Here is a 23,931-nt window from a genome sequence, read left to right as displayed (position 1 = left end):
TCGGTTGTCGTCCGTGTGGCGAGTCATCGGCCGTTGAAGAACGCGGCCTGCTGGAATCGCAGGCCCGCGAGCACCTGCTCCACCCGCTGCGCGGAGAGCGTGCCGATGTACTCGCCCAGTCGCGTCTTCTCCACGGAGGAGACTTGCGACACGACCAGCACACTGTGCTTCGGCAGGTTGCCTTCACCCACGTCGAGCAGCACGTTGCCCGGCTCGTTGGCGCGCTTCAGGTTCGACGTCACCGCGCAGACGACCACGGTGTGGATGCGCGAGTGGTTGAAGACATCCTCCTGAATCACCAGGTGGGGATGCAGGATGGGGGGAATCGACCCTCGCGCTTCATCGGACTCCATCCAGTAGAGGTCGCCTCGGTGGAGGGTCCGTGGAGGCCGGGGCTCTTGCATGGCGGTCCTTGTAGCGCTCCGGGTAGGCCCTGTCCTCGCTTCAGTTCAGGCGCGCGAGCAGGGCCGCCAGTTCGCCCGTGAGCTTCGGGGACTTGAGCGCGCTCTTGAGGAGGCGGGTGAGGGGTTCGCGGTCGGCGGGTGTCGCCGCGCTCAGCCGGGGTGCCCAGTCCGTGCCCAGCTCCTCCGCGAGCTTGCGCTGGGGCCCGGGGTGCGCGAGCAACCAGGCGCGCAGCTCGGTGACGAGCGCTGAATCAGGGACTGCTGGCGTGAGCCGTGCCTCGACGCCCGGCAGGGTCCGCCCGTTCAACACCGCGTCGAGGTGGTCCCATGCATCGAGCAGGTTCCACGCCCCATGCGTCCCCGCACCAACGCAGGCGCACAAGGTCAGTACGCGCTCCACGTTGCTCTCGGTCGGGTCCGACATCGCGAGCGCCGCGGCACGCGCGAGGAGCCGACCGCGTCCCTCGGCGGTCGTGAGGTCGATGGCGCGCTCCGTCCACCCTTCGAGCGAGAGTTGTCGCAGCAGGTCTCTGGAGCCAGGGCTTCCCGAGTGCAACGCGTCGAGCGCGGAGCGGAGCCCCTCACCGCCGAGCGAGCGAGCACCGGCGCGTTTGAGGGCCCAGCCCATGAGCTTTCTTCGCTCCGGTTCATCGAGTCGTGCCGCGAGTTGCCCCGGACCTGGGTAGTCCCAGGGCCAGGCCACGCCTTGCGCCATCAGGTCGAAGGGAATGCCAGGGCGTCCTCGACGGCGGTCCTGCCGCACGCCTTCGAGGACCCGCTGGAGCAGCGCGGTGTCGCGCGTGCCGCTCGCGACGCGGCGCCAGTCGACGTCGAGTTTCTCCCAGCGGAGCCCTCCTCTGGCGATGCGCGCCTCGGCCGCCGTGAGGGCCGCTGCCTGCTGTGCTTCGAAGGACTCCGCGCCTGAGGAAGGGGGCATGCGTTGTTCGAGCCCCTCGCGCGGCAGGCTCCGCCACCGGGCCTCGATGTCCTGGAGCCTCGCGGCGAGCCAGGAGTGAACGTCGGGAGATGCGAGCGGCAGCGGTTCGGTGGGGCCCACGGGCTGGGTGCAGACGAGGTCTTGATGGTACTGGCCGACGCTCGGGCCACTCATCCCTCCGAAGCGGGCATCGAGCGCCCAGGCGGGTTCGAGGTCTCGCTCCGTCGTGAACAACATCCACTGCTCGGCACGGGGCACGCCGTTGAGCTCGGCCAGCTCCAGGTGGCGGTCGTGTTCGTCGAGCAGCCTCGGCTCGCTGAGCAGGCGCAGTCCTGGAGCTTCGTCACCGTCGTCGAGTTCGATGGGAGAGACCCACACGAGGCCCCGTGCTTCGAGCAGCTCGCGCAGGTCGCCCCGCAGCTCGAACCCGCGCCGCCAGAACGCGGCCTCGTAGCGCTCCAGTTGCTCTCGCGAGAGTGGCTCCCCGCCGAAGAGCGCGCCAAGGCCCGCGTGTGTCTGGCGCGCGCTCCACGCATCCCACAGCTCGACGATACGCGACATGGTGCGCTCTCCAGATTCACCGTGGAGCGAAGTCCTGCTCGCCCCATCCCTGGACCATCGCCGACGATGACCCGTGAGGCCATGGGGGAGTGGGCGTGGAGAAGCAGATGTGGTCAACCCAGGGGCTGTCGAGACGGCCCACCGCGCTGACACGTCAACGGACACGTCAAGAAGCGCGAGGAGCGACTTTTGACACACCCGACCCCGTGCATCGGGTGGGCCTCGCCCCTCTGGAATGGATGGAGCCTGACTGGCCTGCTTGTTGCTCTCGGGCTGTTCGCAGTCACTTCGACCCCCCGAAAGCGACACGCCCCCATGAACCCCTCATTGAAGTTCGCGAACCTCGCGGCCCTGTGTCTGGGCTTGATGTCTGTCACCGCCAGCTCCCAGGCGGTCGCGCAGCCGCTCCCCGCCATCGCCCAGGTCCCGCCGAGCCCCCCTCCCGCGCTTCCCGCCGGTACCAAGGTGACCTGTACGCAGGGACCCGGCACGGGGGCCGCGGCCGCCACGTGTCCCGTGCTCAAGTACGACGGCTACACGTACTGGGCGCTCAGCTACGGCGACAACCGCATCGGGATGACCATCGCGGCGTATGACGCCACGGGCGCGCTCGCGGCGAAGTGGGAGAAGCCGGGCGCGCGTTATGTGTATGGCATCACGGTGAACCCCACGAACAAGACGGTGACGTTCGCCGGGCAGACGGACGCGAAGATCACCATGACCTGGGACGAGCTGGTGCCGCCTCCCGTGGTCGTCCTGGTTCCTCCCGCGCCTGCGCCCGCGATTCCCTCGGGGATGAAGGTCACGTGTACGCAGGGGCCAGGCACCGGAGCGGCCGCCGCCACCTGTCCGGTCATCAAGTGGAAGGGCTACACCATCTGGGCCTTCAGCTACACGGACAACCGCGTCGGCATGGGCATCGTCGCGTACGACGCCGCGGGCAAGGTCGTCGCGCAGTGGGAGAAGCCGGGTGCGCGTTACGTGTACGGCATCACCGTGAGCACCACGGACAAGACGGTGACGTTCGCGGGCCAGTCGGATGCGAAAATCACCATGAAGTGGAGTGATTTGCTGGCGTCTCCGACGCCGCAGTGGGTGCTGCAGCCGGGTCCCCAGGGCGCGACGCTCAAGCAGATCTCCGTGGGGAGCGCGAACGCCGTCTGGGGCCTTGATACCGCGGGCTTCAACTGGAAGTGGACGGGCGCGACCTGGCAGAAGATGGGCGGCACGGTGACGAACATCTCCACGGCCTCGGATGGGACGCTGTGGGCCACCAATCCCCCGGACTCGCTGCGCGTGTTGAAGTGGGATGCGACGGGCAACAAGTGGACCTGGAACATGCCCACGGGCATGAAGCAGGTCACCGCCATCAACGCGACCACGGCCTGGGGGCTGGACAACGGGGGCTCGTTGTTCCGGTGGACCGGCTCCGCGTGGGAGAAGAAGGGCTGCTGCGTCAGCCAGCTTTCCGTGGGCGCGGATGGCGAGCTGTGGGCGACGAATCCCGCGGACTCCAACCGCGTGCTCCGCTGGGACGGCACGAAGTGGACCTGGAACATCCCCGCCGGAATGACGTTCGTGTCCGTGGGCAACGTGAAGAACATCTGGGCGCTGGACGGCTCGGACCAGGTCTACCAGTGGAGTGGGACGGCCTGGCAGAAGGTGCCCGGCGCGCTGCGCAACATCTCCGCCGCGGGCGATGGCTCCGTGTGGGGCCTCAACGCGCAGGGCCTCGTCTACAAGTGGCAGTAACGGACGGGTAGGCGCGGGGGCGAACTTCACGCTCGATGGAACGGCTGGATGGGCCGGGGGTGTCTCTTCGAGTCACCCCTGGAGGTCCTTCTTGCTGACCCTCGTGTTGCTGAGCCTGCTCGCCGTGCCTCCCGTGGCGGCGGTGGAGGTCGAGGTCTTCGTCCCGCTGTGTGACAACGCCTTGATTCAGTGTGGCCGTGCACCGGCGGGAGCGCCTCGTGCCCTGGAGACGAACCTCTACTGGGGCGCGATGTATGGCGCGGAGCGGTTCCTCTCACGGGCCCCGGGATTCAAGGTGGTGAGCCGCGAGGCGGGGCCGGCGGAGTCCGCGGTGTTGCGCGTGCTCGTCCTGGAGCGGACCGCTGGCAAGGGAGAGCGGCCCGTGCGGCTGAGGCTCCAGGCCTATGCGGGCGACCGGATTGACACCGCGCTGGAGGACTTCCTTCGTGCGGCGGCGGGCGCGAGCCGGGCCGACCTGCTGGTGTGGGCCGGACATGACCGGCTGATGGACCGCGCGCCGCCTCAGGTGGAGACGCCGCCGGGCGCCGCGCCAAGGCCCGTCGTCGTCCTGGCCTGCATGAGTGAGCAGTTCTTTGGCCCGGTGCTGAAGACGCTGGGCGCGAAGCCTGTCGCGCTCACGCGAACGCTGATGGCACCGGAGGCCTATCTCCTGGAGGCGCTGGCCACCACCGTGGCGCGGCATGGGTCCACGGAGCCCACGGCCATGCGCACCGCGCTCGTGGAGGCCTATGCCCGCTATCAACGCATCTCCCACCGCTCCGCCAGCTCGGTCTTCTCCAAGGTGGGTGAGGCTCACGAACGCCAGGCGGGCCGAACGCCCATGGCCCCGAGGAGCAGCGCCGTCAGCGCCGAGGGAACCCCGACGAACAGCGGCGCGGTGAGGGCATTGGGACCTCCGTTGAGGAAGTAGGGGAGGTCCAGCAGGAAGAGGACGACGCTCGCCGCCGCGAGCAGCATCAATGCGCGGAGGTCCTCGGGTTGGCTCTCCGCGTTGATGACCAGCTTGACGGCACGCCAGAAGGTCACGCCTCCGAGCAGCCCCTCCATCAGATTGGAGACGGGCGGGAACTCGTAGCGATTGGCGAGGAAATTCACCACGACGGGAAGGATGAGCCCCAGCAGCAGGGCGACGGTACCGCCGAGCGCGGTGAGTGTGGCCGCGATGGGGACCAGCCAGCGGGGGAGACGTGGAGGCCGGGCGTTCGCGAAGGCCAGGTCCTCTTCGGGTACCTCGCGTGCCTCTGGGACATCGAGTGAGCGCAGCGCCTCCACCGCGAGCTTCCGACACGACTGTCCACGGCGGTCGCGCACATGCGTCAGCGCCCTGGATTGAAGCAGGCCCAACAGGACCTCGCCCAGGGCGGGAGGCCCGCCCCGCTCAACGACTTCTCGCAGCCTCGCGCTCAGCGCCTCGACGTCGAGCGTGGCCTCACCTTGCTGAGCGAGCAACGCCTGCTCGGCGAGTCCGCGCAGGGTCGCCACCTGCATCGTCGCGAGGTCAGACGGTTCTGGCTCGTTCACAGCGCCATCCTACGCGAAGCCGTCAGTCCCCTGTCTTGCCCGGCCGTGCTCTCGTCCCGAGGTGCCTCTCTAGCGCCAATGCCGGTCAGTGAGGGCGGGGCGTTCCACCCACTTCTTGCGAGGGAACGACGTGGGGGACGATACGGTTCGCGGTGACATCCGAAGGCACGGGGGCTTCCTGGCTCGGCTCCACCGCCCCATCCTTTACCCGGATGTCATTTACAACACAGAAACGAATCGGCGGTGGACCCGGTGCGCCGCCGCGCTCAGGGGCGCGCCTCGATTGGAGGGAGCGGGACGGCGCGCAGGTTCTTCTCCCCTCCACCAAGGGCCAGGGAGGCCCCATCGCGGGAGAACGCGAGGGCGCGGAACGCGCGGCTTCCGGCCTTGTACGCGCTCCAGCGCCCCTCCTTGCCGAGTTCGATGACGAGGCCGTTGTTGGTGACGATGACTCCCAGTCCATCCGCGCGGAAGCCGAGGGCGGCCCCTCGCGTGGACGGGCCCGTCGTCAGGCCGCGCGCGAGCATCGACAAGGAGTGGCGCGCGAGTTCCTCGCCGCTCGTTGCGTCGAGCACGAGCATGTCATGGCTCATCCCGCCACCAACGGTCACCAGGCGGTGCAACGCGGGGTCGAGCGCCAGGTCCGTGACGGTGCCGTCGATGACATTCCGAGACGGCGGGCGCTGCCACAGCAGCCGGGCGTCGGTGAGTCGGATCGCGCTGATGCGGGAGTAATGGGTGGTGGAGTAGAGGATGTCTCGGTCCGGGGACAGGACCGCCTTCACCTCCTCGTCGAACAACAAGGCGGGCAGCAGGGGTTCGCAGGTGAGCGTGGCCAGGGAGATCCTCACCAGGGACGGCTCCGGCGTCACGAGCGCGGGATGCGCGGCGGCGAGGGCCGGGTCCACCCTGCGCGTCTCGGACCTCACCGGGTTCCCGTCCGGGAACGCGAGCTTCCAGTTCGGGGACTGGGCGATGAAGTGCGCGTCGTCGACCCATACGAAGGGCCGCATGACGGGCAGCGTGTGGACGACCTGGAAGGAGTGCAGGTCGATCAACTGGCAGCAGGCATGCTGCCCGCCGATGCGCGCGCCTCCCGCGAGGAGCCAGCGTCCGTCCGGCGAGAGCGCCCCCGGGCCGATGAGGCCTGGGAGCTCGGCCTCAAGGTCGAAGCGGGGTCCGCTCCGTCGCCGCAGCCGCCCAAGCTCACGGGCGAGGTCGGGGGACTCGACGACCAGGAGCGAGCCTCGCGGCTCGAAGGCGAGGAACTCGACGAAGGGGAGCGTGTCCTTCGCGACGATGGTGGGCGCCGCGCGCGGTGACGCGGGCGCGGACCGGGGGAACACCTCCGTGCACTCAACCCTTTTCATGCGGGGACGCTATCACGAGCGCACCAGGCGCCCACCCCTGAGCGCCATGCCAGGAGGGCACGCTACGCCGCGAAGCGCGGCTCGCGAGGGTGAACGGGCAAGCTCTCGGCCACATCGCGCAGCGCGGCTCGCGAGGATGAACCGGTGCGCATCTCCGCCACATCGCGAAGCGCGGCTCGTGGAGACGTACCGGCAAGCCGCTCCGCCACGCCCGACACCGATGCGGCCTCCGCGCCAGGCGCAATGCCGATCAGTTAGGTGGCCCTTGCATGGGCCTACCAAGCTGGTGCGTGTTGAGATGGAGTGAGCCGCGGATGAGGCCGGCGTGGAGCCGACGCGCATCAGCTTCGTCAATGCGCTGTCGCTCATCCGCAACGCATGGCTGGTCTGGTCGACTCCGCCGCTGGCTCCCGGACGGATTCCGGAGCACCTGCTCGACCTGCGCAGGCACTGGGACTGCTGCTACTCCCGGAACGAAGAAGCGAGAGGCGCTACCCACGAGTCGTAAAGATGAGCAACTACGACAAGAAGTGGGTGAAACGCCCCCGCCCTCACTGACCGGCATTGGCGCTAGCGTCCGGACTGGGCGAGGAACTCGGCCGTCGGTACGAGCTTGCCGTAGCCCATGCCGAGCGCCGCGAGGAACGCGGCGTGGACCTGCGGCGCGGAGACGTGCTGGCCGTTGAACTCCAGGCTCCGGGCCGCGCAGGCATCGTGGAGGATGGTGACCGCGTAGCCCTGGTCCGCCGCCGCGCGCGACGTGGCGTCCACGCACATGAGCGTCATCATCCCGGTGACGACCAGGTGCTTCACGCCCAGGGCCCGGAGGCGCTCCTGGAGGTCCGTCTCCCGGAAGCTGTTGGGGAAGTGCTTGAGCACCACCGCTTCGCCGGGCCGGGGCTCGACGCGGGAATGGATCTCCGCCCCCGGAGTCCCCGGCAGGAAGAACGTGGCCCCGGGCTGCGGCGACTCGTGACGGATGTGGATGACCGGCAGGCCCCGCTCACGGAAGAAGTCGAGCGCCGCCCGTGCCTTGCCGGCCGCCACGTCGGCGCCGTCCAGCTCGAACCGACCTCCGGGGAAGTAGTCATTCTGGATGTCGATGAGCAGCAGGGCAGTGTTTTCCAGGGGCGTGTCCATGGGTGTTCTCCTCCAGCGGGTTCTCGTCTGTTGTCCGGCTGAATATCCAGGCGCCGCCCCCGGCAGGAGTGCTCGGATTGACAAAGTCCGGGCGGAAACCGACAAGCGCTCATGGCCGCCAGGTCCTCGTCACTCCACATCGCGGTGTTGGCCCTGGAGGGCTGCGTGGCCTCCAGCGTGACAGGACCGCTGGATGTGTTCGCCATGGCCAACCTCCTGAGCCGCGAGCAGGGCCGGAGCGAGCCCTTCACTGCCGAGCTGGTGTCCGCTCGCGCTGGCCCCGTTCGGAGCTTCCACGGCCTGGAGCTGGCCGCCGCGCGGGTGCCGGCCCCCACCGACTGCTTCGACGTCGTCTTCGTCCCCGCCGTCATCGGCAACCTGGAGGGCAGCGTGGCCGAGCGGTCCACGGCGGACTGGCTTCTGGGGCAGCACGCGAAGGGCGCGCAGCTGGCGGCGGTATGCGCCGGTGCCTTCCTGCTCGCGAAGACGGGCCTCCTGGATGGGCGGGAGGCCACCACCCACTGGGGCCTCGCCCAGGACTTCGAGGCGCGCTATCCGCGCGTGGCGCTCAAGCCGGAGCTGCTCCTGGTGGACCACGGCGACGTGCTCACCGCGGGCGGCGTGACGGCGTATCTGGACCTCTGCCTGCATCTGGTGGCGAAGCACGCCTCACCGGAGCTGGCGGCGCTGTGCGCGAAGATGCTCCTGGTGGAGCCCGGCCGTCGGTTCCAGGCGCCCTATGCGGTGCATGCCGCGCCTCGGGGCCACGGGGACGATGCCGTGCTGCGCGCCCAGGAGTGGCTGGAGGCCCACCTCTCCGGCCCGGTGAGCCTGTCGGGCGCCGCCGTGGCCGCGAGCCTGGGAGAGCGCACGCTGCTGCGCCGCTTCCGCAAGGCCACGGGTGACACGCCGCTGGATTACGTCCAGCGCCTGCGCGTCGAGGCCGCCCGGCGCCTCCTGGAGACGACCCCTCGCACCGTGGAGGACATCTCCCAGGCCGTGGGCTACGCGGACACCACGTCGTTCCGCCGCCGCTTCAAGGCTCGCACGGGGCTGACGCCCGACGCCTACAGGCGGCGCTTCGCCTTGCGTTGACCGGAAAGCAGTTCGCTCAATCCTGACACACCGGTGTCAGCGCCCTGGGAGAGGGTGGAGGCTCTTTCGGAGGTCGACATGGGAAGTCCAGCGGAAGTGGTGAAGGCGTACTTCGACGCGTGGAGCGAGAAGGACGAGGCGAAGTTGCGCGGCACGCTCGCGCCCGACGTGAGCTTCGTCGGTGCGCTGGGGACGGCGGACGGGGCCGACGCGTGCGTGAAGGGGTTGGTCAACGGCATGTGGAAGGTGTCGCCCCAGGTGACGGTGCTGCACCGCTTCGTGGACGGTGCCGAGGTGATGACCTGGTTCGAGATTCATCCCTCCGACGGAGCTCCGATTCCGGTCGCGAACTGGAGCCACGTCGAGAACGGGCGCATCACCCGCATTCGCGTCACCTTCGACCCGCGTTCGCTCCTGGCGAAGCGCTGACCGACGGCGACCTCCGGCTGTCCTGGCGCTGAGGCGGCCCCAGGACAGCCGCTGATGCGGCGCGCCGCTATTCGATGGAGGCGACCTTGTCGTCCTTGTCGAACGTGACCTTCACCTTGGAGATCTTGCTCTTCCAGTAGGTCCAGACGGTGGAGTCGAACGAGGGCGTCTCGTGCGGAGGAGGAGGGCCCCACGCCATGCGCACGGCGGTGCGGGACATGCCGGTCACCACCTCCGACGCGGAGACCTTCTTGCGGTCCTCCGCCGACAGCGTCGCGAGCTTGGGGGCCTGGTCCTCGGGGGCGAACGCGGCCTGGAACAGCGCCCAGGTGTCCGCACCAGAGCGCGAGTCATTCTCGAACACGAACTCCTTGCCCGTCTCCACGACCTTGAAGCTCACCTTCGAGTCGCTCTTGTCCAGCACCTCCACCCGGGTGTTGAACGGGAGGATGGGGCCCTTGAGGTAGTTCACCCAGGACAGGGTGTCGCCCTCGAAGTGGAAGTTCGCCGTCGCGTGGTGGAAGACCTTCTCCGTGGGGACGGGGGCGGGGGCGGGCGCCGGCTCATCGCCGAACGAAACCACCTTGCCCGCGCTGTCGAAGACCACGTCGAACGTGGAGAACTTCGAGCTCCAGTAGGTCCACTTGGTGCTCTCGAGCGACAGCGTCCGGTGCGGCGGCGGCGGCCCCACGGTCAGCAGCACCGCGTCCCGGGACATGCCCTTGGCCAGCTCACCCGCCTTGACCTGCTTCTGCTCTTCCGGCGTGAGCGCGGCGATTCGCGCCGCGGGGTCCGTCGCCGCGAAGAAGCCGGGGAACAGCGCGACGGCGCTCTTGCCCAGGCTCTTGTGGGAGACGAACTTGAACTCGGCCCCCGAGTCGAGCACCTTGCAGCGCACCTCGTCGTCGCTCCGCTTGAGGACCTCGACCTTGGTCCCGACGGGAATCGACAGCCCCTTGCCGCGATAGTTCACCGCGGAGAGCTGGTTCTTGTTGAGCAGGAGGTTGGCCTGGGAGAACAACACCTCGGCCTGGGCACTCACGGTCGTCAGCAGTCCCAGTGCGAGCAGGGTGCTGAGCACGTTCTTTCGATTCATACGATGGATGAGCCTTGGGTGGATGAAGGGCGTGCTTCTAGGCGCCCACCCCAGGGTTTGCCAGTCTGGAGGGCGCCGCGCCTGATGACGGCGGTCATCAGCCCCTTGTTCACGGTCATCAGCCAAGGCGCTCCGAAGAGCCCCATGCCTGGTGGAACCTCTTGAAATCAGGGCGCTCCACGGCCGCTGTTCGCCACGGGGAGGCTGGCACACCGGATGCTCTAGGGAGCCTCGTCACCGACTCCCTCCAGAGGCGATCCCCCATGAAGCTCCGCTCCAAGCCGTCTTCCCTTCGGTCCCCGTCCTCCTCCTCCAGCTCGCGTTCCCGGAGCACCAGCGCTCCCCCGAAGCTGGAGACGAGCTCGCCGAAGTCGCCGGAGAAGAGCCCGCCGAAGAAGACCGAGTCGGCCCCGAAGCCCGACGCTCCCCGCCCGACCCCCGCCGAGCTCCAGAACGGCAAGAACAACCTCAAGCCGACGGACTACGGCGTGGCGCACCCGGACCTCCAGGGCATCCGGACCCGCCGCGACAGCGGCCAGTCGGGCGCGGACTTCGCCGACTTCACCTCGGATGTCCGCGACTCCACGCACCGGCTGACGAGCAAGCCCGAGGGCGGCCGGTTGATGACGGAGCTCAATGACCGGACCTCCCACGTGAATCCGGGGGCCATCGGCACGCAGCGCAACCCGCTGACGGTGGCGGACATCTACTCGGGCCGCGACGCCGCGATGCCCATGTCGCACGCGCCCCGGCACAACGGCGGCCTCGACTCGCTCCGCCCCGCGTACCGCTACGAGGGCCAGCCCGGAGCGGGCACCGCCAGCCGCATCAACTACAACGAGAACGCCCCGGGGCAGCGCTTCAACAGCCTGGGCCACGAGTCGGTCCACGCCTGGCGCGCGGCCAATGGCGTGCAGGTGAGCCCGCTGGCGGCCAGCAAGCACCACGACGCGGACGTCTTCAAGCGCTTCCCCGAACACTCCGCCAACATGAAGGACACCGTCGAGACGCGCCTGCGTCTGCGCGAGGAGTTCGAGACGGTGGGCCTGCGTCCCACGCCGCACACGCCCGCGGGCTGGGCCCCCACCGAGAACAAGATTCGCCAGGAGCACGGGCTGCCGTCCCGCCAGGACTACTCGGGCATGCTGCCGGACCGGAACCAGAACGACGTCAACCTCGGCAACTATGACGCGGGCTCGGACACCCGGAACCCGTTCCAGAAGATGCTGGGCACGCCGTCGCCCATCGGGAAGATTCTCGGCGACCTCGAGAAGTGAGCTCCCGGGCGCGGCCCTTCATTCAGAGGGGCCGCGGCTCGCCGTCGAGAGAGGACTTCAGCGAGGCGCCGAGCTGCGCGCGTGGCGGGGCAGGGTCACGATGAACGTGGTGCCTTTGTCTGTCGAGGACCGCACGTCGATGCGGCCCCCGTGCGCGTCGACAATCGACTTCACGATGAACAGGCCGAGTCCCACGCTGCGGCCCGCCTTGTCCACGCCGTCGGTGCCCCGCTGGAAAGGCTGGAAGAGGGCGGGGAGCTGGTCCTCCGGAATGGGCGCCCCCATGTTGTGCACGCTGAACGTCACCTGCTCGCCGTCGCCCTGACAGGCGACGTGGATGGGCGTCTCCGGCTCGCCGTACTTCAGGGCATTCGTCACCAGGTTCTGGAGCACCTGGGAGAGCCGGTCCCCATCCCACGAGCCCTGCCCGTTTCCGCGCAGCTCCACGCGGACCCGGGCGGAGGGGTTGGCCGCTTCCACCTCCTCCACCATGGCGCGTATCAAGGCGTGGAGGTCCGTGGGGCCACACTCAATCCGGATGCCGCCGCCCATCCGGGCCTGGGTGAAGTCCAGCAGCTCGTTCACCATCCGCACCGCGCGCGCGGCGGAGGACTGGATGCGGGCCGCCAGCTTGCGGACACCCGGGTCCAGCCCGTCCTGCTGGTTCAGCCGGGCGGCCCCCATCAGGATGGCGCCCAGGGGATTGCGCAGGTCATGGCTCACGATGCCGATGAGCTGCTGTTCGAACTCCGCTTGCCGCCGCTGCTGCTCGACCGAGTGCTCTCGCTCCTTCGCCAGCCTCCGCTCGGCGGTGATGTCCTGGAGCAGCGCCACATAACCGCCCGGGTCCTGCCCCGGCTCCCGGTGCGCGATGAAGGTCACCTTCACGTCGCGCGTGCCGCCCAGGCGATAGGGGACGTCGTGCTGCTCGAACGAGAAGCTCTCGCCCGCGAGGCCTCGCTTCACGTACGGGCCGAGCACGGCGTACGCCGCCTCCCCGATGACCTCCCGGATGGACCTTCCCCGGAGGCTGTCCTGCTCAATCCCGAACCACTCCTCATAGGCCTTGTTGACCCGGCCGTAGGTCTCGTCCGGTGCGACATACGAGACGAGGACGGGGATGGCGTCGAGCAGCACGCGCAGCTCGGCCTCGCTGGCGCGAATCTTCGCGTCCAGGGCTTCACTGTGTCGCCTCACGCGCGTCTGCTCGGTGACGTCGCGGAAGACGAGCACGGCGCCGGTCAGGTCGCTCGCGCCCACGCGGATGGGGGCGGCGCTGTCCTCGATGGGGACTTCGGAGCCGTCCTTGCGCGACAGCAGCGTGGCCCCGATGAGTCCCTGGGGCGTGCCGAGCGTGAGCACGCGGCCCACGGGGTCCTCCACCGGGGCCCGCGTGCCCGCGTCGATGAGGCGGAAGACCTCCGACACGGGACGCTGGCGCGCGTCCGAGTCATGCCAGCCGGTGACCCGCTCGGCCACGGGGTTGAGGAAGGTGATGCGCCCGGCCCGGTCCGTGGTGATGACGGCGTCGCCGATGCTGGAGAGCGTCGTCGCCAGGTACGCCTCGCGCTCGCGCAGCTGCTGCCCCTGGGCCCGGATGCGCAGGAGGCTGCCCACGCGCGCGAGCAGCTCCGCGTCGTCATAGGGCTTGGCGACGTAGTCGCTGGCCCCGGCCCGCAGGCCCTCCGTGAAGTCCGCGTGGGCTCCGCGCGCGGAGAGAATCAGGATGGGCAGCGAGACGTCATCGTAGTGCTCGCGCACGTAGCGGCATGCATCCAGGCCCGAGACGCCCGGCAACTGCCAGTCCAGCAGGAGCACGTCGGGAGGCGGACCCTGGGTGAGCCGCTCGAGCATCGTCTCCGCGTCGCGGAAGGTCTCGACCGCGTGGTGCTTCGACAGGAGCGCGCGAGCCCGCTCCATCTGCATGGCGCTGTCATCGACCATCCACACGCGGGCCGGGTCCACCGCGCGGGGAGGTGCAGGGTCGATTCCAGGGCCAGGGATGCGCGAGTTCACGAGTGGGGCGGGGGAGGGATTGGAGCGGCGAACGGTGAGGCGAGGATTGCGTTGCGTAGCACGGAAGCGAAGGTGCCGTGCGAACACGACGTTCCGCGTTGAACTCATTCGCGGCCCGTGTGAGGTCCCGCTCGGCTGGCGCTGCGATGTTCATGAATCTGGACATACGCTGGCGTCGCCCTGGAAGCCGACCCGAGCTGGAGCGCCACGTGACAGGACCTGCGAGACGGATGGAACCCCTGGCCTCGGTGGCCTGGGAGGGCGTGGGCGTGGCCCTCTACCAGCATCAACAAGTGTGCACGGCGGAGCACCATCATCCGGAGTCGCAGCTGCTCATGCCGCTGGTCCGCCAGTCCCTCCAGGGACGGTGGCGGCCCGCCGGGCGTCCGGTGGACCTTCGCGTGACCTGCGAGGAGGTGGGCGTCGTCAGCCCCGAGCAGCCCCATGCCTTCGCGTGGGCGGAAGGCGCCCAGGTGGTGTCCTTCTTCCTGCACCCGGAGCGGCTCGCCGTGCTCAGCGGGGAGTCCGGCGCGGGGCGCGGACTGCGGTCCATTCCGTCCGCGTGTCAGAGAGACCCGGTGCTGCGGGAGCTGCTGCGCGCCAGCGGCGAGGCGCTGCGTGACGGCCTGCCACCCGCGCGGTTGGAGATGGAGGCGCTGGCCACGGTGGTGGGGCTGCGGCTGTTGCGGCTGGATGGGCAGCGGCGGCGCGCGAGCCTCCAGGCGGTGGGCCTCGCGACCTGGCAGCTTCGTCGCGTCACCGACTTCGTGGAGGCGAACCTGGACGGCCCGCTGGGACTGGAGGCGCTTGCGGGAGTGGTGGGGCTGAGCCCGTCGCACTTCGCTCGGAGCTTCAAGCGGGCGACGGGGAGCACGCCGCACCGCTTCGTCCTGACGCGGAGACTGGAGCGGGCCCGGGAGCTGCTCGTCACCAGCGCGCTGCCACTGGGGGACGTGGCGCAGGCGACCGGCTTCTGCAGCCAGAGTCACTTCACGGCGCTGTTCCGTGCCCGTCATGGCGCCACGCCCGCGCGCTTCCGCCGTGCGCGGCGGGCGTGAAGCAGCGCACGATTGTGACAAGCGGCGCCGGAAGCCGGTAGACGCCGCCGTCCGTCGTGGATGAGGGTGCGCGCCATGCAGCCCTCTTCTTCGCCGTCACGTCTGGTCGTGGACCCCTTGCTCGCCCGACGCCTGGAGCTGGCCCAGGCCGCGCAGAATCGCGGGGCCACGCCGCCCTCCGGTGTCCTTCAAGTCGCGGGGGGCCTGGCCCTCTTCAACGGCCCCGACTCGCCCCTCACGCAGGCGCTCGCGCTGGGCTTGGAAGAGCCCGTCAGCGCCGAGGACCTGGACCGGGTGGAGTCCCATCTGGGCCAGGGCGGCGGCGTGCTCCAGATAGACCTGCTGCCCTTCGCCCATCACACGCTGGCCCAGGGGCTGGCACAGCGGGGCTACCAGGTGGGCGAGTTCCAGCAGGTGCTCGTGCGCGAGTTGCCGGGAAGTCCCACTCCGCCGACAGTCGCGGAGGTTCGTCCCCTTCGCCCTGGCGAGGCGGAGGTCTTCTCGCGCACGGTGGCCCAGGGCTTTCTCGGACGCGAGGAGGTGTCGGACGCGGAGGCCTCGCTCATGTTGGGCACGGCGTCGATGTCGGGCACCACCTGCTTCCTCGCGCTGGTGGACGGAGAGCCCGCGGGCGGCGGCACCGTGGCCCTGCATGACGGCGTGGCGACGCTGTCCGGGACGGGGGTGCGGGAGCGCTTCCGGGGCAGGGGGCTGCAGCAGGAGTTGATTGCCGCGCGACTGGCGTGGGCCCTTCGCCAGGGGTGTACGTTGGCGGCGAGCAGCACCCTGCCGGCCAGTGCGTCTCAGCGGAACATGGAGCGCATGGGGTTCTTCATCGCGTACCCCAAGGTGGTGATGATGCGGCAGCGCTCGTAGCGCCGTGCGCGGCTGTGTCGGGCATCAGTGTTCGGTCCTGGCATGGCGGGAGTTCCAGACTCTTGGGAACGGAGACGTGCGCCAGGGGGCTGGTGAGGGGACACCCGCCCATGCGTAAGATTCCCGGCACCGAAATCATGCGCCCTACGACAACCGCTCCCGGCTTCCTGCGCGGCTATGTGCTGCCCGCCCTCTGGCTCTTCGCCCTCCCTCTCTTTGGTCTGTGGTTCACCGGCCACGCCACCTCCAGCGTGGACGGGGACGTGCTCTCGTCCATCGAGCGGCAGGTGGCCCAGGACACCCAGCTCGACGAGCAGCAGCGGCAGGAGACCCTGGCCTTCTTCCGCGCCGTGCCTGCCTCCGCGGCCTGCCTCAGCACGGATGCGGAGCTGGCGAACTTCCGGAGCAACCTCGGCGGGGTGTGCAAGGACGTGCAGCAGTTCGACTGGATGCACAGCCTGGCGCTGGGCTTGCTGGCACTCGGGCTCGCCACCACGGTGATTGCCCTGTTGTGTGGCCTGGCCGCGTTCGTCTCTCGCCCCTTCCAGTACGGCAGCTTCGTCATCGGCTGGAACGTGCTGCGCGTCACCGGAGCGCTCCAGGCGATAGGCCAGGGCGGCCTCGCCGTGTGGCTGTCCTATTGGGTGACGGCGCTCTGGTTCAACCGCTACTCCCCCAAGCTCATCCTGGTGGTGGGCGCGCTGGCCGCCATGGCCATCTTCCTGGTGGTGGTCGGAATCTTCCGTCGTCCGCCCATGGACTTCGAGGTGGAGGCGGAGGTGCTCGAGGAGTCGAAGGCGCCGGAGCTCTGGGCGCACGTGCGCAAGCTGTGCGCGCGGCTCCAGACGCCTCCTCCCAACAACATCCTCGCGGGCATCGACGCCAACTTCTTCGTCACCGAGGGCGACGTGCGCGTCGGGGACCGGACGCTCTCGGGCAGGACGCTCTACGTGAGCCTGTCCCTGCTGCGCCTCCTGGAGCAGTCGGAGGCCGACGCGGTGCTCGCGCACGAGATGGGGCACCTGCTGGGCGGAGACACGGGGCACGGCAAGCGGCTCGCGCCGATGCTCGCGCACTTCGGCCAGTACCTCCAGACGCTGCACGAGGGCGGACTGACGCGGCCCATCTACCACTTCATGGTGGCCTATCGCGGGCTCTTCGAGCTGTCGCTGGGACGCAGCCGGCGTGCGAGCGAACTCGCCGCGGATCGCCTCGCCGCGGGCCTCACCTCGGGTCGGGACATCGCCCGCTCGCTCGTGAAGGTGGGCGCGTACGCGGGCTTTCGTGAGCGCGTGGAGTCGGACCTCTTCTCCCGCGACGAGCGGCAGCAGTCCGTGGCCATCGCCCGGCGGGTCGCCCTCGGCTTCGCGGAATACGCGCAGTCCGACGCCGTGCATGGCGACCTGCACGGGACGGTGACGCCGCATCCGTTCGACTCCCACCCGCCGCTCTCCGCGCGGCTGGAGAACGTGAACGCGCGGCTGGCGCCGGCGGACATGGCGCAGGTGCTGCTCGAGCCGGTGACGTTCTCCTGGGTGACCACCATCGAGGACGTGGACGCCATCGAGGCGCGGCTGTGGGGCGCGTACGAGGCGCGCTTCTCCCAGGCACACGACCTGGTGCTCGCCTACCGCTACGTGCCGTCCAACGCGGCGGAGCGCGAGCACGTGGAGCGGCACTTCCCGCCGCTGACCTTCGAGGGCAAGGACGTCGGACTGGACGCCCAACTGGACTTCGCACAGGTGAGCTACACGGAGTGGGAGGAACCCGTGTTGCTCGAGCACGTGACGAACGCGAGCACCGAGGACCGCATGTTCAAGAAGTACCTGGATCTGCAGCTCGCGGGCGAGGGCCGCTCCAAGGAGAAGCGCTCCATCTGCTTGAGCAAGCTGAAGGACCCGGACGCCCTGCTGCGCGCCTTCGAGCACTACCTGGGGCGCAGCAGGGCCATGAAGGAATACCAGGCGCGCTCGCAGCAGGCAGCCTGAGGCGCGGGCCGCGGTGAGCCGCAATCAGTGGCGCCCTCCCGAGCCGCGAGCGGGAGGCTGAAGCAGACACCATGGACATGATAGAAGTCTGTCCATGAACCTCTCGCTCGGGCTGATGACTGGATTGGGTGTGGCGCTCCGATGGGGCTGTCCATCAACTCCAAGCGTTATGCGAATCTGGAGAAGATCGCCGCCGAGGACCTCAAGTGCTCCGAGGAGCTGACGCCCACCTATCTCGGCGAGAATCAGTACCAGCTGAGCGGCTGCGGTACCTCCGGCACCTATGAGCTGCGCTGTGTGATGGGGCAGTGCTCCTGGGTTCCCGACGTGAAGGCTCGCGCGGAGTTCGACCTGGGCTGTGCACGCGCGCAGCTCGAGTCGACGCGGCTCGACAAGCACACTGCGGGTGTCACGGGTTGCGGCAAACGCGCGACCTACCGGCTGCTCGGCTCGCGCTACTCGTTGAGCTGGGTGCTCAACTCCCAGGTGAGCCAGGACGAGGCGGCGCCCGCACCCGCGCCAGCGCCCGCATCCGCAAGCGACGTCTCGCCGCTCTGAGTGCACCGGGGGACGCGTCCCAACCTGGGGCCGCGCCACCCCGCCTGCCGACGCGGTCAGCCCTTCTTCTGCGCCTCGAAGAACGCCTTCGCCGCGTCATCCGCGGCCTTGCGGTACTCGGGGATGCGGCTCCGGTCCGCCGACGCGAGCGCTTCCTTCAGGCTCCGCGCGTCGAGGTCCCGGGTGTAGCAGGGCGTCCCCGGCTGCTGGCGCCACGACTCCTCGAGGCCGCCCACATCGACCGCGTCGAACCCGAGTTCGTCGACGAGCCGGAGGACCTTCGCTCGCGCGTCGGGCGGGTCGCCCGCGACGGGGAGCGCGATACGCCCGGGAGTCCCCTTCGGCGTGCCCTTCTCCGCCAGGGATTGGGAGTAGATGTTGTTGAACACCTTGACGACCGGCCGCCCGAGCAGGCCGCTGACCCAGGAACTCTCAATCTGTCCTCCCGTCAGCGCGGAGATGCCGCCGTCGCGGCTCGGGTAGTAGTTGCCGGTGTCGATGACGACCACGTCCGAGGGGACGCCCGCGAAGAGATTCTTCGGCAGGTCCTCCACCGCGCGCTGGGGGATGGTGACGACCACGACCTCGCCCCCGCGAGCGGCCTGTTCGACGGTGACGGGGGTGGCTCCAATCTCGGCCGCGAGCGAGCGGAGCGAGTCCGGTCCGCGCGAGTTCGCGATGACGACCTCGTGACCCAGCTTCACCCACTTCCTCGCCAGTGCCGCGCCGATATGGCCCGCGCCGATGATTCCAATCTTCATCTGTCACTCCGGTTGGTAGGGGGACGGCAAGGCGTGCGCCTCGCCACCTGACCCCGGTGATAACCCCTTCGCCGCGCGGGCGCTCGTGAGAGAGGGGGCGCCGAGCGAGGAGGGCATCCTCCGACAGGAGGTTCAGGGCCCGCGGGAGTGTCCCGGCCTGCGAGCGGTGCCTCCGTGAGCACGCGATGTCGAGGATGCGGCTGTAAAAAGGACCGGCCGGCCGCATGGGCGTGCCCGGCGTCGCGGAGTTGTTTCATGCAAGGGAGCGATGCTCTAGAACTCCGCTCCCGCGGCACGACCCGGGAGCGCGACCACGTGAATGCGGAGGAGCTGTTCAGCGGGACCGGGGAGATGGCGGCCCGGATGCGCGCGATGGACTGGGCCTCGACTCCCGTGGGCCCCGTGGAGCGCTGGCCCGGCTCACTGCGGACCACCGTCCAGACCCTCCTCCACTCGCGCCACCCCATGTTCCTCTGGTGGGGCCCCCAGCTCATCCAGTTCTACAACGACGCCTATGTGCCCAGCTTCGGCAAGGGCAAGCACCCCGCGGCCCTCGGGCGGCCGGGCCGGGAGACGTGGCCTGAAATCTGGCCCATCATCGGACCGCAAATCGAAGACGTGATGCGCGAGGGGAAGGCCAGCTGGAACGAGGACCAGCTCGTCCCCATCTTCCGCAACGGCCGCATCGAGGACGTCTACTGGACCTATGGCTACTCCCCGGTCTTCGACGAGTCCGGGAAGATTCAAGGCACGCTGGTGGTCTGCACGGAGACCACCGGGCGCATCCTCAGCGAGCAGGCCCTGCGGCGCAGCCAGGACCGCCTGCGCCGGGTCGTGGAGGCCTCCGGGGCAGGCACCTGGGAGCTGGAGGTCGCCACCAGGGTGCTGACGGCGGATGCGCGGATGACCGAGCTCTTCGGGCTGCCGGAGCAGGCGGAGTACGGCATCCCCCAGTTCCTCGAGCGCATCCATCCCGATGACGTGGATGCCGTGCGCGTGAGCATCGCCGCCGCGCTCGCGGGGGAGACGAAGGGTCATTACCTGCGGGAGCACAGGGTGAGAGGGGGCCCGGGTGAGCGGCCTCGCTGGGTCGAAGCGCGAGGTCAGGTCTCCTTCGACGCGGAGGGAAGGGCCACCCGGTTCATCGGGACGGCGCTCGACATCAGCGAGCGCAAGTGGGCGGAGGAGGAGGGCCAGCTCGCGCGTCAGGAACTCCAGAGCTTCCTGCTGCAAGCGCCGCTGGGCATCGCCATCCTCAGCGGGCCGCGCCACGTCTACACCTTCGTGAACGCCCCTTACATGTCCATGCTGTTCGGAGGGCGCCCGGCCACGGACCTCTTGCACCTGCCCGTCCGGGAGGCGCTGCCGGAGCTGGAGGGGCAGGGGTTCCACGAGATTCTCGACGGCGTCTATCAGACGGGCAAGAGCTTCCATGGCACGAAGCTGCGCGCGTCCATGGTCCAGTCCGACGGGGCCGAGCGGGAGCTGTTCATCAACTTCACCTACCAGGCGAAGCGCGACCCGGCCGGGCGCATCGACGGCATCCTGGTGGTCATCTACGAGGTGACCGACCAGGTCAACGAGCAGAAAGAGATTGAGCAGCTCGCGGAGAACCTCCGCGCGGCCATCGTCTCGCGGGACACGTTCCTCGGGGTCGCCTCGCATGAACTCAATACGCCGCTGACCACGCTCAAGCTGCAGGCACAGATGAGCAAGCGGCTCTTCGCGAACCAGGGCCTCGCGGCGTTTCCGCCCGCGCGCTTCGAGAAGCTGCTCGACACCACGCTCATCCAGGTGGACCGGCTGGGGCGCCTGGTCAATGACATGCTCGACGTGTCGCGCATCAGCACGGGCAAGCTGACGGTGATACCCGAGGAGACGAACCTCTCCGACCTGGTGCGGGAGGTGCTGGGTCGTTTCACGCCCCAGTTCGAGGCCGCTGGAATCCAGCTCGAGCAGCAGGTGGCGGACGGCCTCGTCGTCCGTCTGGATGCCGCGCGAATCGAACAGGTGCTGACGAACTTCATCACCAACGCCATCAAGTACGCGCCCGGCAAGCCGGTGCACGCGAAGCTCGAGTCGCGGGAGGGCTGGGTGAAGTTCAGCCTCCGGGATGAAGGCCGTGGCATCCCTCCCGAGCATCACGAGCGAATTTTCGTCCGCTTCGAGCGCGCGACTTCCGCGAGCGAGTCCAGCGGTCTGGGGCTGGGCCTCTACATCTCCAAGCAGCTCATCCAGGAGCATGGCGGGAGGATTTCGGTCGAGAGCGAGCCGGGCCAGGGCGCCACGTTCAGCTTCGAGCTGCGCCAGGGCGCGAAGGACTCACCCGGGCCGTCGGGTCGGGGCGGGCCCACCCCCCGCTCTTGAAAATGAGACACGCGCGCCGCAAGGTGGAAGACCCCCTGACAGGGCGAGGTCCGAGCATGGCCGCAGTGATTCTCGATGCCCGCTGTGTCGCTCCCTTCGTCGTCCGCGTGCGCTTCAGCGACGGGCACGAGGGCGAGGCGAGCCTCAAGCCGTGCCTCTTCGACTGGGAGCCCGCGCGCGTCCCCGACCTCACCGAGGAGACGCGCGACTGGCTGCGCTCGCCGGAGAACTTTCAGACCGTCCGCGTGGACCCCGAGACGGGCACGCTGGCCTGGGGGGACGTGAAGCCGTTCAGCACGTCCCTGGTGTACTGGCGCGTGGAGCAATACCGGATGAAGGTGACCGTTCGCTCGAAGCAGGGCGAGGTCCTCTCCAAGCTGCTGCTCGGTGGACGGCACGAGGTCTGGTCCAGTCCGCTCACCGTCGGACGGGCGGCGACCAACGTCATCGTCGTGGACCAGGAGGGGGTGGCCGAGCACCAGGTCAAGGTGACGGTCGGCGGGGGGCACCACCCCTGCTTCTACATCGAGGCGGTGGAGGGCGTGACGACGGTCGGCGCCAAGCAGCTGTCGACGCCCGGTGAGCGCTGTCGGGTCTCCGCGCGAGAGCCGCTCCTGCTGGAGGTGGGTGCGTGCGTCGTGGATATCGAGTGAAGTCGAGCCTCCCCTCCTGATGGCAGGCCCGGACGTCACGTGAGCGCGCCCCCGAGAGAAGCCACGCAGTTGTTGGCGACGCTGCTCGTCGCCGCTCCCTTGTTCCATGACGAGCAGGTGGGTCCGCCCGGGGCGCGAGCATATGGCTCCAAGGGCCGCGTCGCGGTGCCGGAAGGGCTCCTCGCCGTGCCCAACCGGGCAAGCGCGTTCGGCGAGGATGCGAGCGAGTCGTTCGTGATGGAGGGCGCCTCGCTCCTCGGGAAGGAGCGCGAGCTGGTGCAGCTCTGCCTCGACACGCCGAACTTCAATTGCTGTCGTCTGCGGTTCGGTTTGGAGGTCCGCATCGGGGGCCGGTCCTGGACGGAGGGGACCTTCGACCACTTCTGGCAGGTCGCGAGTTGGTTCACCGCGGTGGAGACCCTGCTCGTCGATGGCGAGCGCTCCTCCGCGGGCGCCATCGTCTGGGACCAGTCCGCCCTGGGCCTGGAGCGCGATGGCTCACGCGTCACGATGTCCGACGCGAACGTGGCGCAAGGTCTCTACGGTGCGAGGGCTCCCGACGAGGCGTGGATGCCTGTCCGCGTGAGCCTGGAGGAGCTGGTGTTCGAGCTGGCGAACGAGGGGCGGGTATTGGAGACGCTCCGTCAGGGCATGCTCGCGGACATCCAGCGCCGGGGCTTCTCGCTGGAGCAGCTCCAGGCTCGACTCCAGGGGCTTGGCGACAGGCCCGACGCCTCGCTGGGAGACGCCGAGCTCTGTCTGGCGATTCTCGCGCGTGAGCTGGACCAGCCTCGGCTCACGTCGGCGGTGCTGACGCTGGAGCGCGCGGACCCGGGGCGGAGCGCCTCGTAGTCAGGCGCCACCGCTCCCCCGCTGGATTACGGCGCCACCGCCGTGAGGCAGTAGAGCGTGGTCGTCTCGCGTGAGCGCGCCATGTGCAGCGGGTCCGAGGTGTCCTGGGCCTTGGAGTGCCGTGCCACCGTCGAGCGGCTCGACTTCACCGTCAGGCCGCACCGGGTGAACTGCTCCTGGAGCCATCCGGACGGACGCAGGCCGAGCAGCACCGCCAGGTCCGACAGAATCAGCAGCCCCTCGCCTCCCGGCGTGAGCGCGGCGGGGAGTCCTTCGAGGAAGCGCCGCAGGAACTGGCTGTCCTCGTCGAACACCGCGCGGTCCACCCGGTTCTTCGGCGGCTCGGGAATCCACGGTGGGTTGCAGACCACGAGGTCCGCCTTCCCCTCGGGGAAGAGGTCGGCCTCGGCCACCTGGAAGGACTTGCTCAGTCCCAACTGCTCCGCGTTCTCCCGGGCGCAGGCCACCGCGCGCGAGTCGCAGTCCGTCGCCTGCACGGACGCGGCGCCCCGCTGGAGGAGCAGGAACGAGAGCACGCCCGTCCCCGTGCCCACGTCGAATACGCGCTGGCCCTTCAGGAGGGGCAGCCAGAGCAGCAGCTCCACGTAGTCGGTGCGCGTGGGCAGGTACACGCCGTAGTGCGGATGGATGAGGCCCGTGAGGCCGGGCACCGCCAGGCCCTTTCGCCGCCACTCCGCCGCTCCGAGCATGCCGAGCAACTGCTTGAGGGGGACGACGGTGAACTCCGTCTCCGGCTCACCCCAGACCTGTCGGCACGCCTGGGCCACGTCGGGGGCCCGCGCGAGCGCGAGCCGGTAGTCTCGGTCGAGCGACACGACGATGCGCGACAGCGTCTCGTGCTCCAGCTGCCGTGCGCGACGCTCGGCCCGGAAGGCTTCCAGGGGTGAGCGCGCGTTCGACGCCCGTTCGAGCCTCCGACCCAGCGCGCCCAGGAGCTGCTTCGCGTTGTGGAAGTCGCCCGAGTACAGCAGGAACTCGCCATTCCGGACCCGCTTGAGCGCGGTGTCCGCGCTGAGCCGGTCATTCACCGCATGCAGCCGGGTGGGCGAGGGCTCGTTGCTCTCCGAGCGCCAGGTGAACGGGGCGCCAGGAGGGAGCGGGGTCGCCGGGGCGACGGGAGCCGCGCCCTTTGACGGGGACGTGGTGGCGCGGGGCGCCGACCCCTTGGACGGGGACGC

General features: G+C 69.3%; 22 protein-coding genes. 13 read left to right on the top strand and 9 right to left on the bottom strand.

Annotated features, from left to right (window positions below; all coding sequences use genetic code 11):
* Positions 1–23 precede the first annotated feature (23 nt).
* Together HUA78_RS15885 and HUA78_RS15880 are read right to left on the bottom strand one after the other, a co-directional pair.
* Entirely contained in the window at positions 24–404 is a 381-nt protein-coding gene (locus HUA78_RS15885; RefSeq protein ID WP_174456358.1) for a type II toxin-antitoxin system PemK/MazF family toxin, read from the bottom strand.
* Between the two features lie 40 nt (positions 405–444).
* Positions 445–1,902, bottom strand: a complete 1,458-nt coding sequence (locus HUA78_RS15880; RefSeq protein WP_174476627.1) for a hypothetical protein — start codon at positions 1,900–1,902, stop codon at positions 445–447.
* Between the two features lie 315 nt (positions 1,903–2,217).
* Here HUA78_RS15880 and HUA78_RS15875 point away from each other — a divergent pair, with 315 nt between their 5' ends.
* On the top strand, positions 2,218–3,654 hold the full coding sequence (locus tag HUA78_RS15875; RefSeq protein ID WP_174476626.1) for a tectonin domain-containing protein: 1,437 nt from the start codon (positions 2,218–2,220) through the stop codon (positions 3,652–3,654).
* 91 nt (positions 3,655–3,745) lie between these two features.
* A complete protein-coding gene (locus HUA78_RS15870; protein WP_254623738.1) occupies positions 3,746–4,585 on the top strand; it encodes a hypothetical protein in 840 nt (279 codons plus the stop codon).
* Here the strand turns inward: HUA78_RS15870 and HUA78_RS15865 are convergent.
* Positions 4,468–5,196, bottom strand: coding sequence for a hypothetical protein (locus tag HUA78_RS15865; RefSeq protein ID WP_174463954.1), 729 nt, complete (start codon positions 5,194–5,196; stop codon positions 4,468–4,470). The genes HUA78_RS15870 and HUA78_RS15865 overlap by 118 nt on opposite strands.
* 266 nt (positions 5,197–5,462) lie before the next feature.
* The gene (locus HUA78_RS15860; protein ID WP_174456354.1) at positions 5,463–6,566 is read right to left on the bottom strand and encodes a hypothetical protein; all 1,104 of its coding nucleotides are present in this window, start codon (positions 6,564–6,566) and stop codon (positions 5,463–5,465) included.
* A gap of 325 nt (positions 6,567–6,891) precedes the next feature.
* Between HUA78_RS15860 and HUA78_RS15855 the strand changes: the two genes are divergently transcribed.
* Positions 6,892–7,074 carry a hypothetical protein gene (locus HUA78_RS15855; RefSeq protein ID WP_174456353.1) on the top strand — a complete coding sequence of 61 codons (183 nt, stop codon included), beginning with the start codon at positions 6,892–6,894 and terminating at the stop codon, positions 7,072–7,074.
* Between the two features lie 62 nt (positions 7,075–7,136).
* Here the strand turns inward: HUA78_RS15855 and HUA78_RS15850 are convergent, their stop codons facing one another.
* Positions 7,137–7,706 (bottom strand): cysteine hydrolase family protein, encoded by a 570-nt coding sequence (locus HUA78_RS15850; RefSeq protein WP_174456352.1) that lies wholly within the window; start codon positions 7,704–7,706, stop codon positions 7,137–7,139.
* 111 nt (positions 7,707–7,817) lie between these two features.
* Between HUA78_RS15850 and HUA78_RS15845 the strand changes: the two genes are divergently transcribed.
* Both HUA78_RS15845 and HUA78_RS15840 read left to right on the top strand, forming a co-directional pair.
* A complete protein-coding gene (locus HUA78_RS15845) occupies positions 7,818–8,801 on the top strand; it encodes a GlxA family transcriptional regulator (protein WP_141641448.1) in 984 nt (327 codons plus the stop codon).
* 78 nt (positions 8,802–8,879) lie between these two features.
* On the top strand, positions 8,880–9,230 hold the full coding sequence (locus tag HUA78_RS15840; protein ID WP_174456351.1) for a nuclear transport factor 2 family protein: 351 nt from the start codon (positions 8,880–8,882) through the stop codon (positions 9,228–9,230).
* A 67-nt stretch (positions 9,231–9,297) separates the two neighbouring features.
* On the opposite strand, the gene HUA78_RS15835 is transcribed toward HUA78_RS15840, so the two are convergent.
* Positions 9,298–10,326: a hypothetical protein gene (locus HUA78_RS15835; RefSeq protein ID WP_174456350.1), complete on the bottom strand. Its 1,029-nt coding sequence runs from the start codon at positions 10,324–10,326 to the stop codon at positions 9,298–9,300.
* Between the two features lie 263 nt (positions 10,327–10,589).
* Here HUA78_RS15835 and HUA78_RS15830 point away from each other — a divergent pair, with 263 nt between their 5' ends.
* Complete coding sequence (locus HUA78_RS15830; RefSeq protein ID WP_174476625.1) at positions 10,590–11,603, top strand: M91 family zinc metallopeptidase; 1,014 nt, start codon at positions 10,590–10,592, stop codon at positions 11,601–11,603.
* A 57-nt stretch (positions 11,604–11,660) separates the two neighbouring features.
* On the opposite strand, the gene HUA78_RS15825 is transcribed toward HUA78_RS15830, so the two are convergent.
* Positions 11,661–13,619, bottom strand: coding sequence for a PAS domain S-box protein (locus HUA78_RS15825; protein WP_371745592.1), 1,959 nt, complete (start codon positions 13,617–13,619; stop codon positions 11,661–11,663).
* 230 nt (positions 13,620–13,849) lie between these two features.
* On the opposite strand from HUA78_RS15825, the gene HUA78_RS15820 reads away from it, so the two are divergent.
* The 4 genes from HUA78_RS15820 (at position 13,850) to HUA78_RS15805 (ending at position 18,099) form a co-directional block, all read left to right on the top strand.
* Positions 13,850–14,677, top strand: coding sequence for an AraC family transcriptional regulator (locus HUA78_RS15820; protein WP_174456347.1), 828 nt, complete (start codon positions 13,850–13,852; stop codon positions 14,675–14,677).
* 75 nt (positions 14,678–14,752) lie between these two features.
* Positions 14,753–15,553, top strand: coding sequence for a GNAT family N-acetyltransferase (locus tag HUA78_RS15815; RefSeq protein ID WP_174456346.1), 801 nt, complete (start codon positions 14,753–14,755; stop codon positions 15,551–15,553).
* A 110-nt stretch (positions 15,554–15,663) separates the two neighbouring features.
* Positions 15,664–17,541 (top strand): M48 family metallopeptidase, encoded by a 1,878-nt coding sequence (locus HUA78_RS15810; RefSeq protein ID WP_254623737.1) that lies wholly within the window; start codon positions 15,664–15,666, stop codon positions 17,539–17,541.
* 141 nt (positions 17,542–17,682) lie between these two features.
* Positions 17,683–18,099, top strand: a complete 417-nt coding sequence (locus HUA78_RS15805) for a hypothetical protein (RefSeq protein ID WP_174463946.1) — start codon at positions 17,683–17,685, stop codon at positions 18,097–18,099.
* A 56-nt stretch (positions 18,100–18,155) separates the two neighbouring features.
* Here the strand turns inward: HUA78_RS15805 and HUA78_RS15800 are convergent, their stop codons facing one another.
* On the bottom strand, positions 18,156–18,860 hold the full coding sequence (locus HUA78_RS15800) for an NADPH-dependent F420 reductase (protein ID WP_174456344.1): 705 nt from the start codon (positions 18,858–18,860) through the stop codon (positions 18,156–18,158).
* A gap of 315 nt (positions 18,861–19,175) precedes the next feature.
* Between HUA78_RS15800 and HUA78_RS15795 the strand changes: the two genes are divergently transcribed.
* From HUA78_RS15795 to HUA78_RS15785, 3 genes are read left to right on the top strand one after another with little or no spacing between them, the layout of a single operon-like run.
* Positions 19,176–21,227: a PAS domain-containing sensor histidine kinase gene (locus HUA78_RS15795; protein WP_174476624.1), complete on the top strand. Its 2,052-nt coding sequence runs from the start codon at positions 19,176–19,178 to the stop codon at positions 21,225–21,227.
* A 56-nt stretch (positions 21,228–21,283) separates the two neighbouring features.
* Positions 21,284–21,880, top strand: coding sequence for a hypothetical protein (locus tag HUA78_RS15790; protein ID WP_174456342.1), 597 nt, complete (start codon positions 21,284–21,286; stop codon positions 21,878–21,880).
* Positions 21,881–21,919: 39 nt separating this feature from the next.
* Positions 21,920–22,732 (top strand): hypothetical protein, encoded by an 813-nt coding sequence (locus HUA78_RS15785; RefSeq protein WP_174476623.1) that lies wholly within the window; start codon positions 21,920–21,922, stop codon positions 22,730–22,732.
* A gap of 26 nt (positions 22,733–22,758) precedes the next feature.
* Here the strand turns inward: HUA78_RS15785 and HUA78_RS15780 are convergent, their stop codons facing one another.
* Positions 22,759–23,790, bottom strand: a complete 1,032-nt coding sequence (locus HUA78_RS15780) for a class I SAM-dependent methyltransferase (RefSeq protein WP_174456565.1) — start codon at positions 23,788–23,790, stop codon at positions 22,759–22,761.
* Between the last annotated feature and the right edge of the window lie 141 nt (positions 23,791–23,931).

This window comes from Myxococcus sp. CA033 (assembly GCF_013336625.1).
GTDB lineage: Bacteria > Myxococcota > Myxococcia > Myxococcales > Myxococcaceae > Myxococcus > Myxococcus llanfairpwllgwyngyllgogerychwyrndrobwllllantysiliogogogochensis.
The sequence above is the reverse complement of the archived record's forward strand: the minus strand, read 5'-3'. Positions and strand labels throughout refer to the sequence as shown.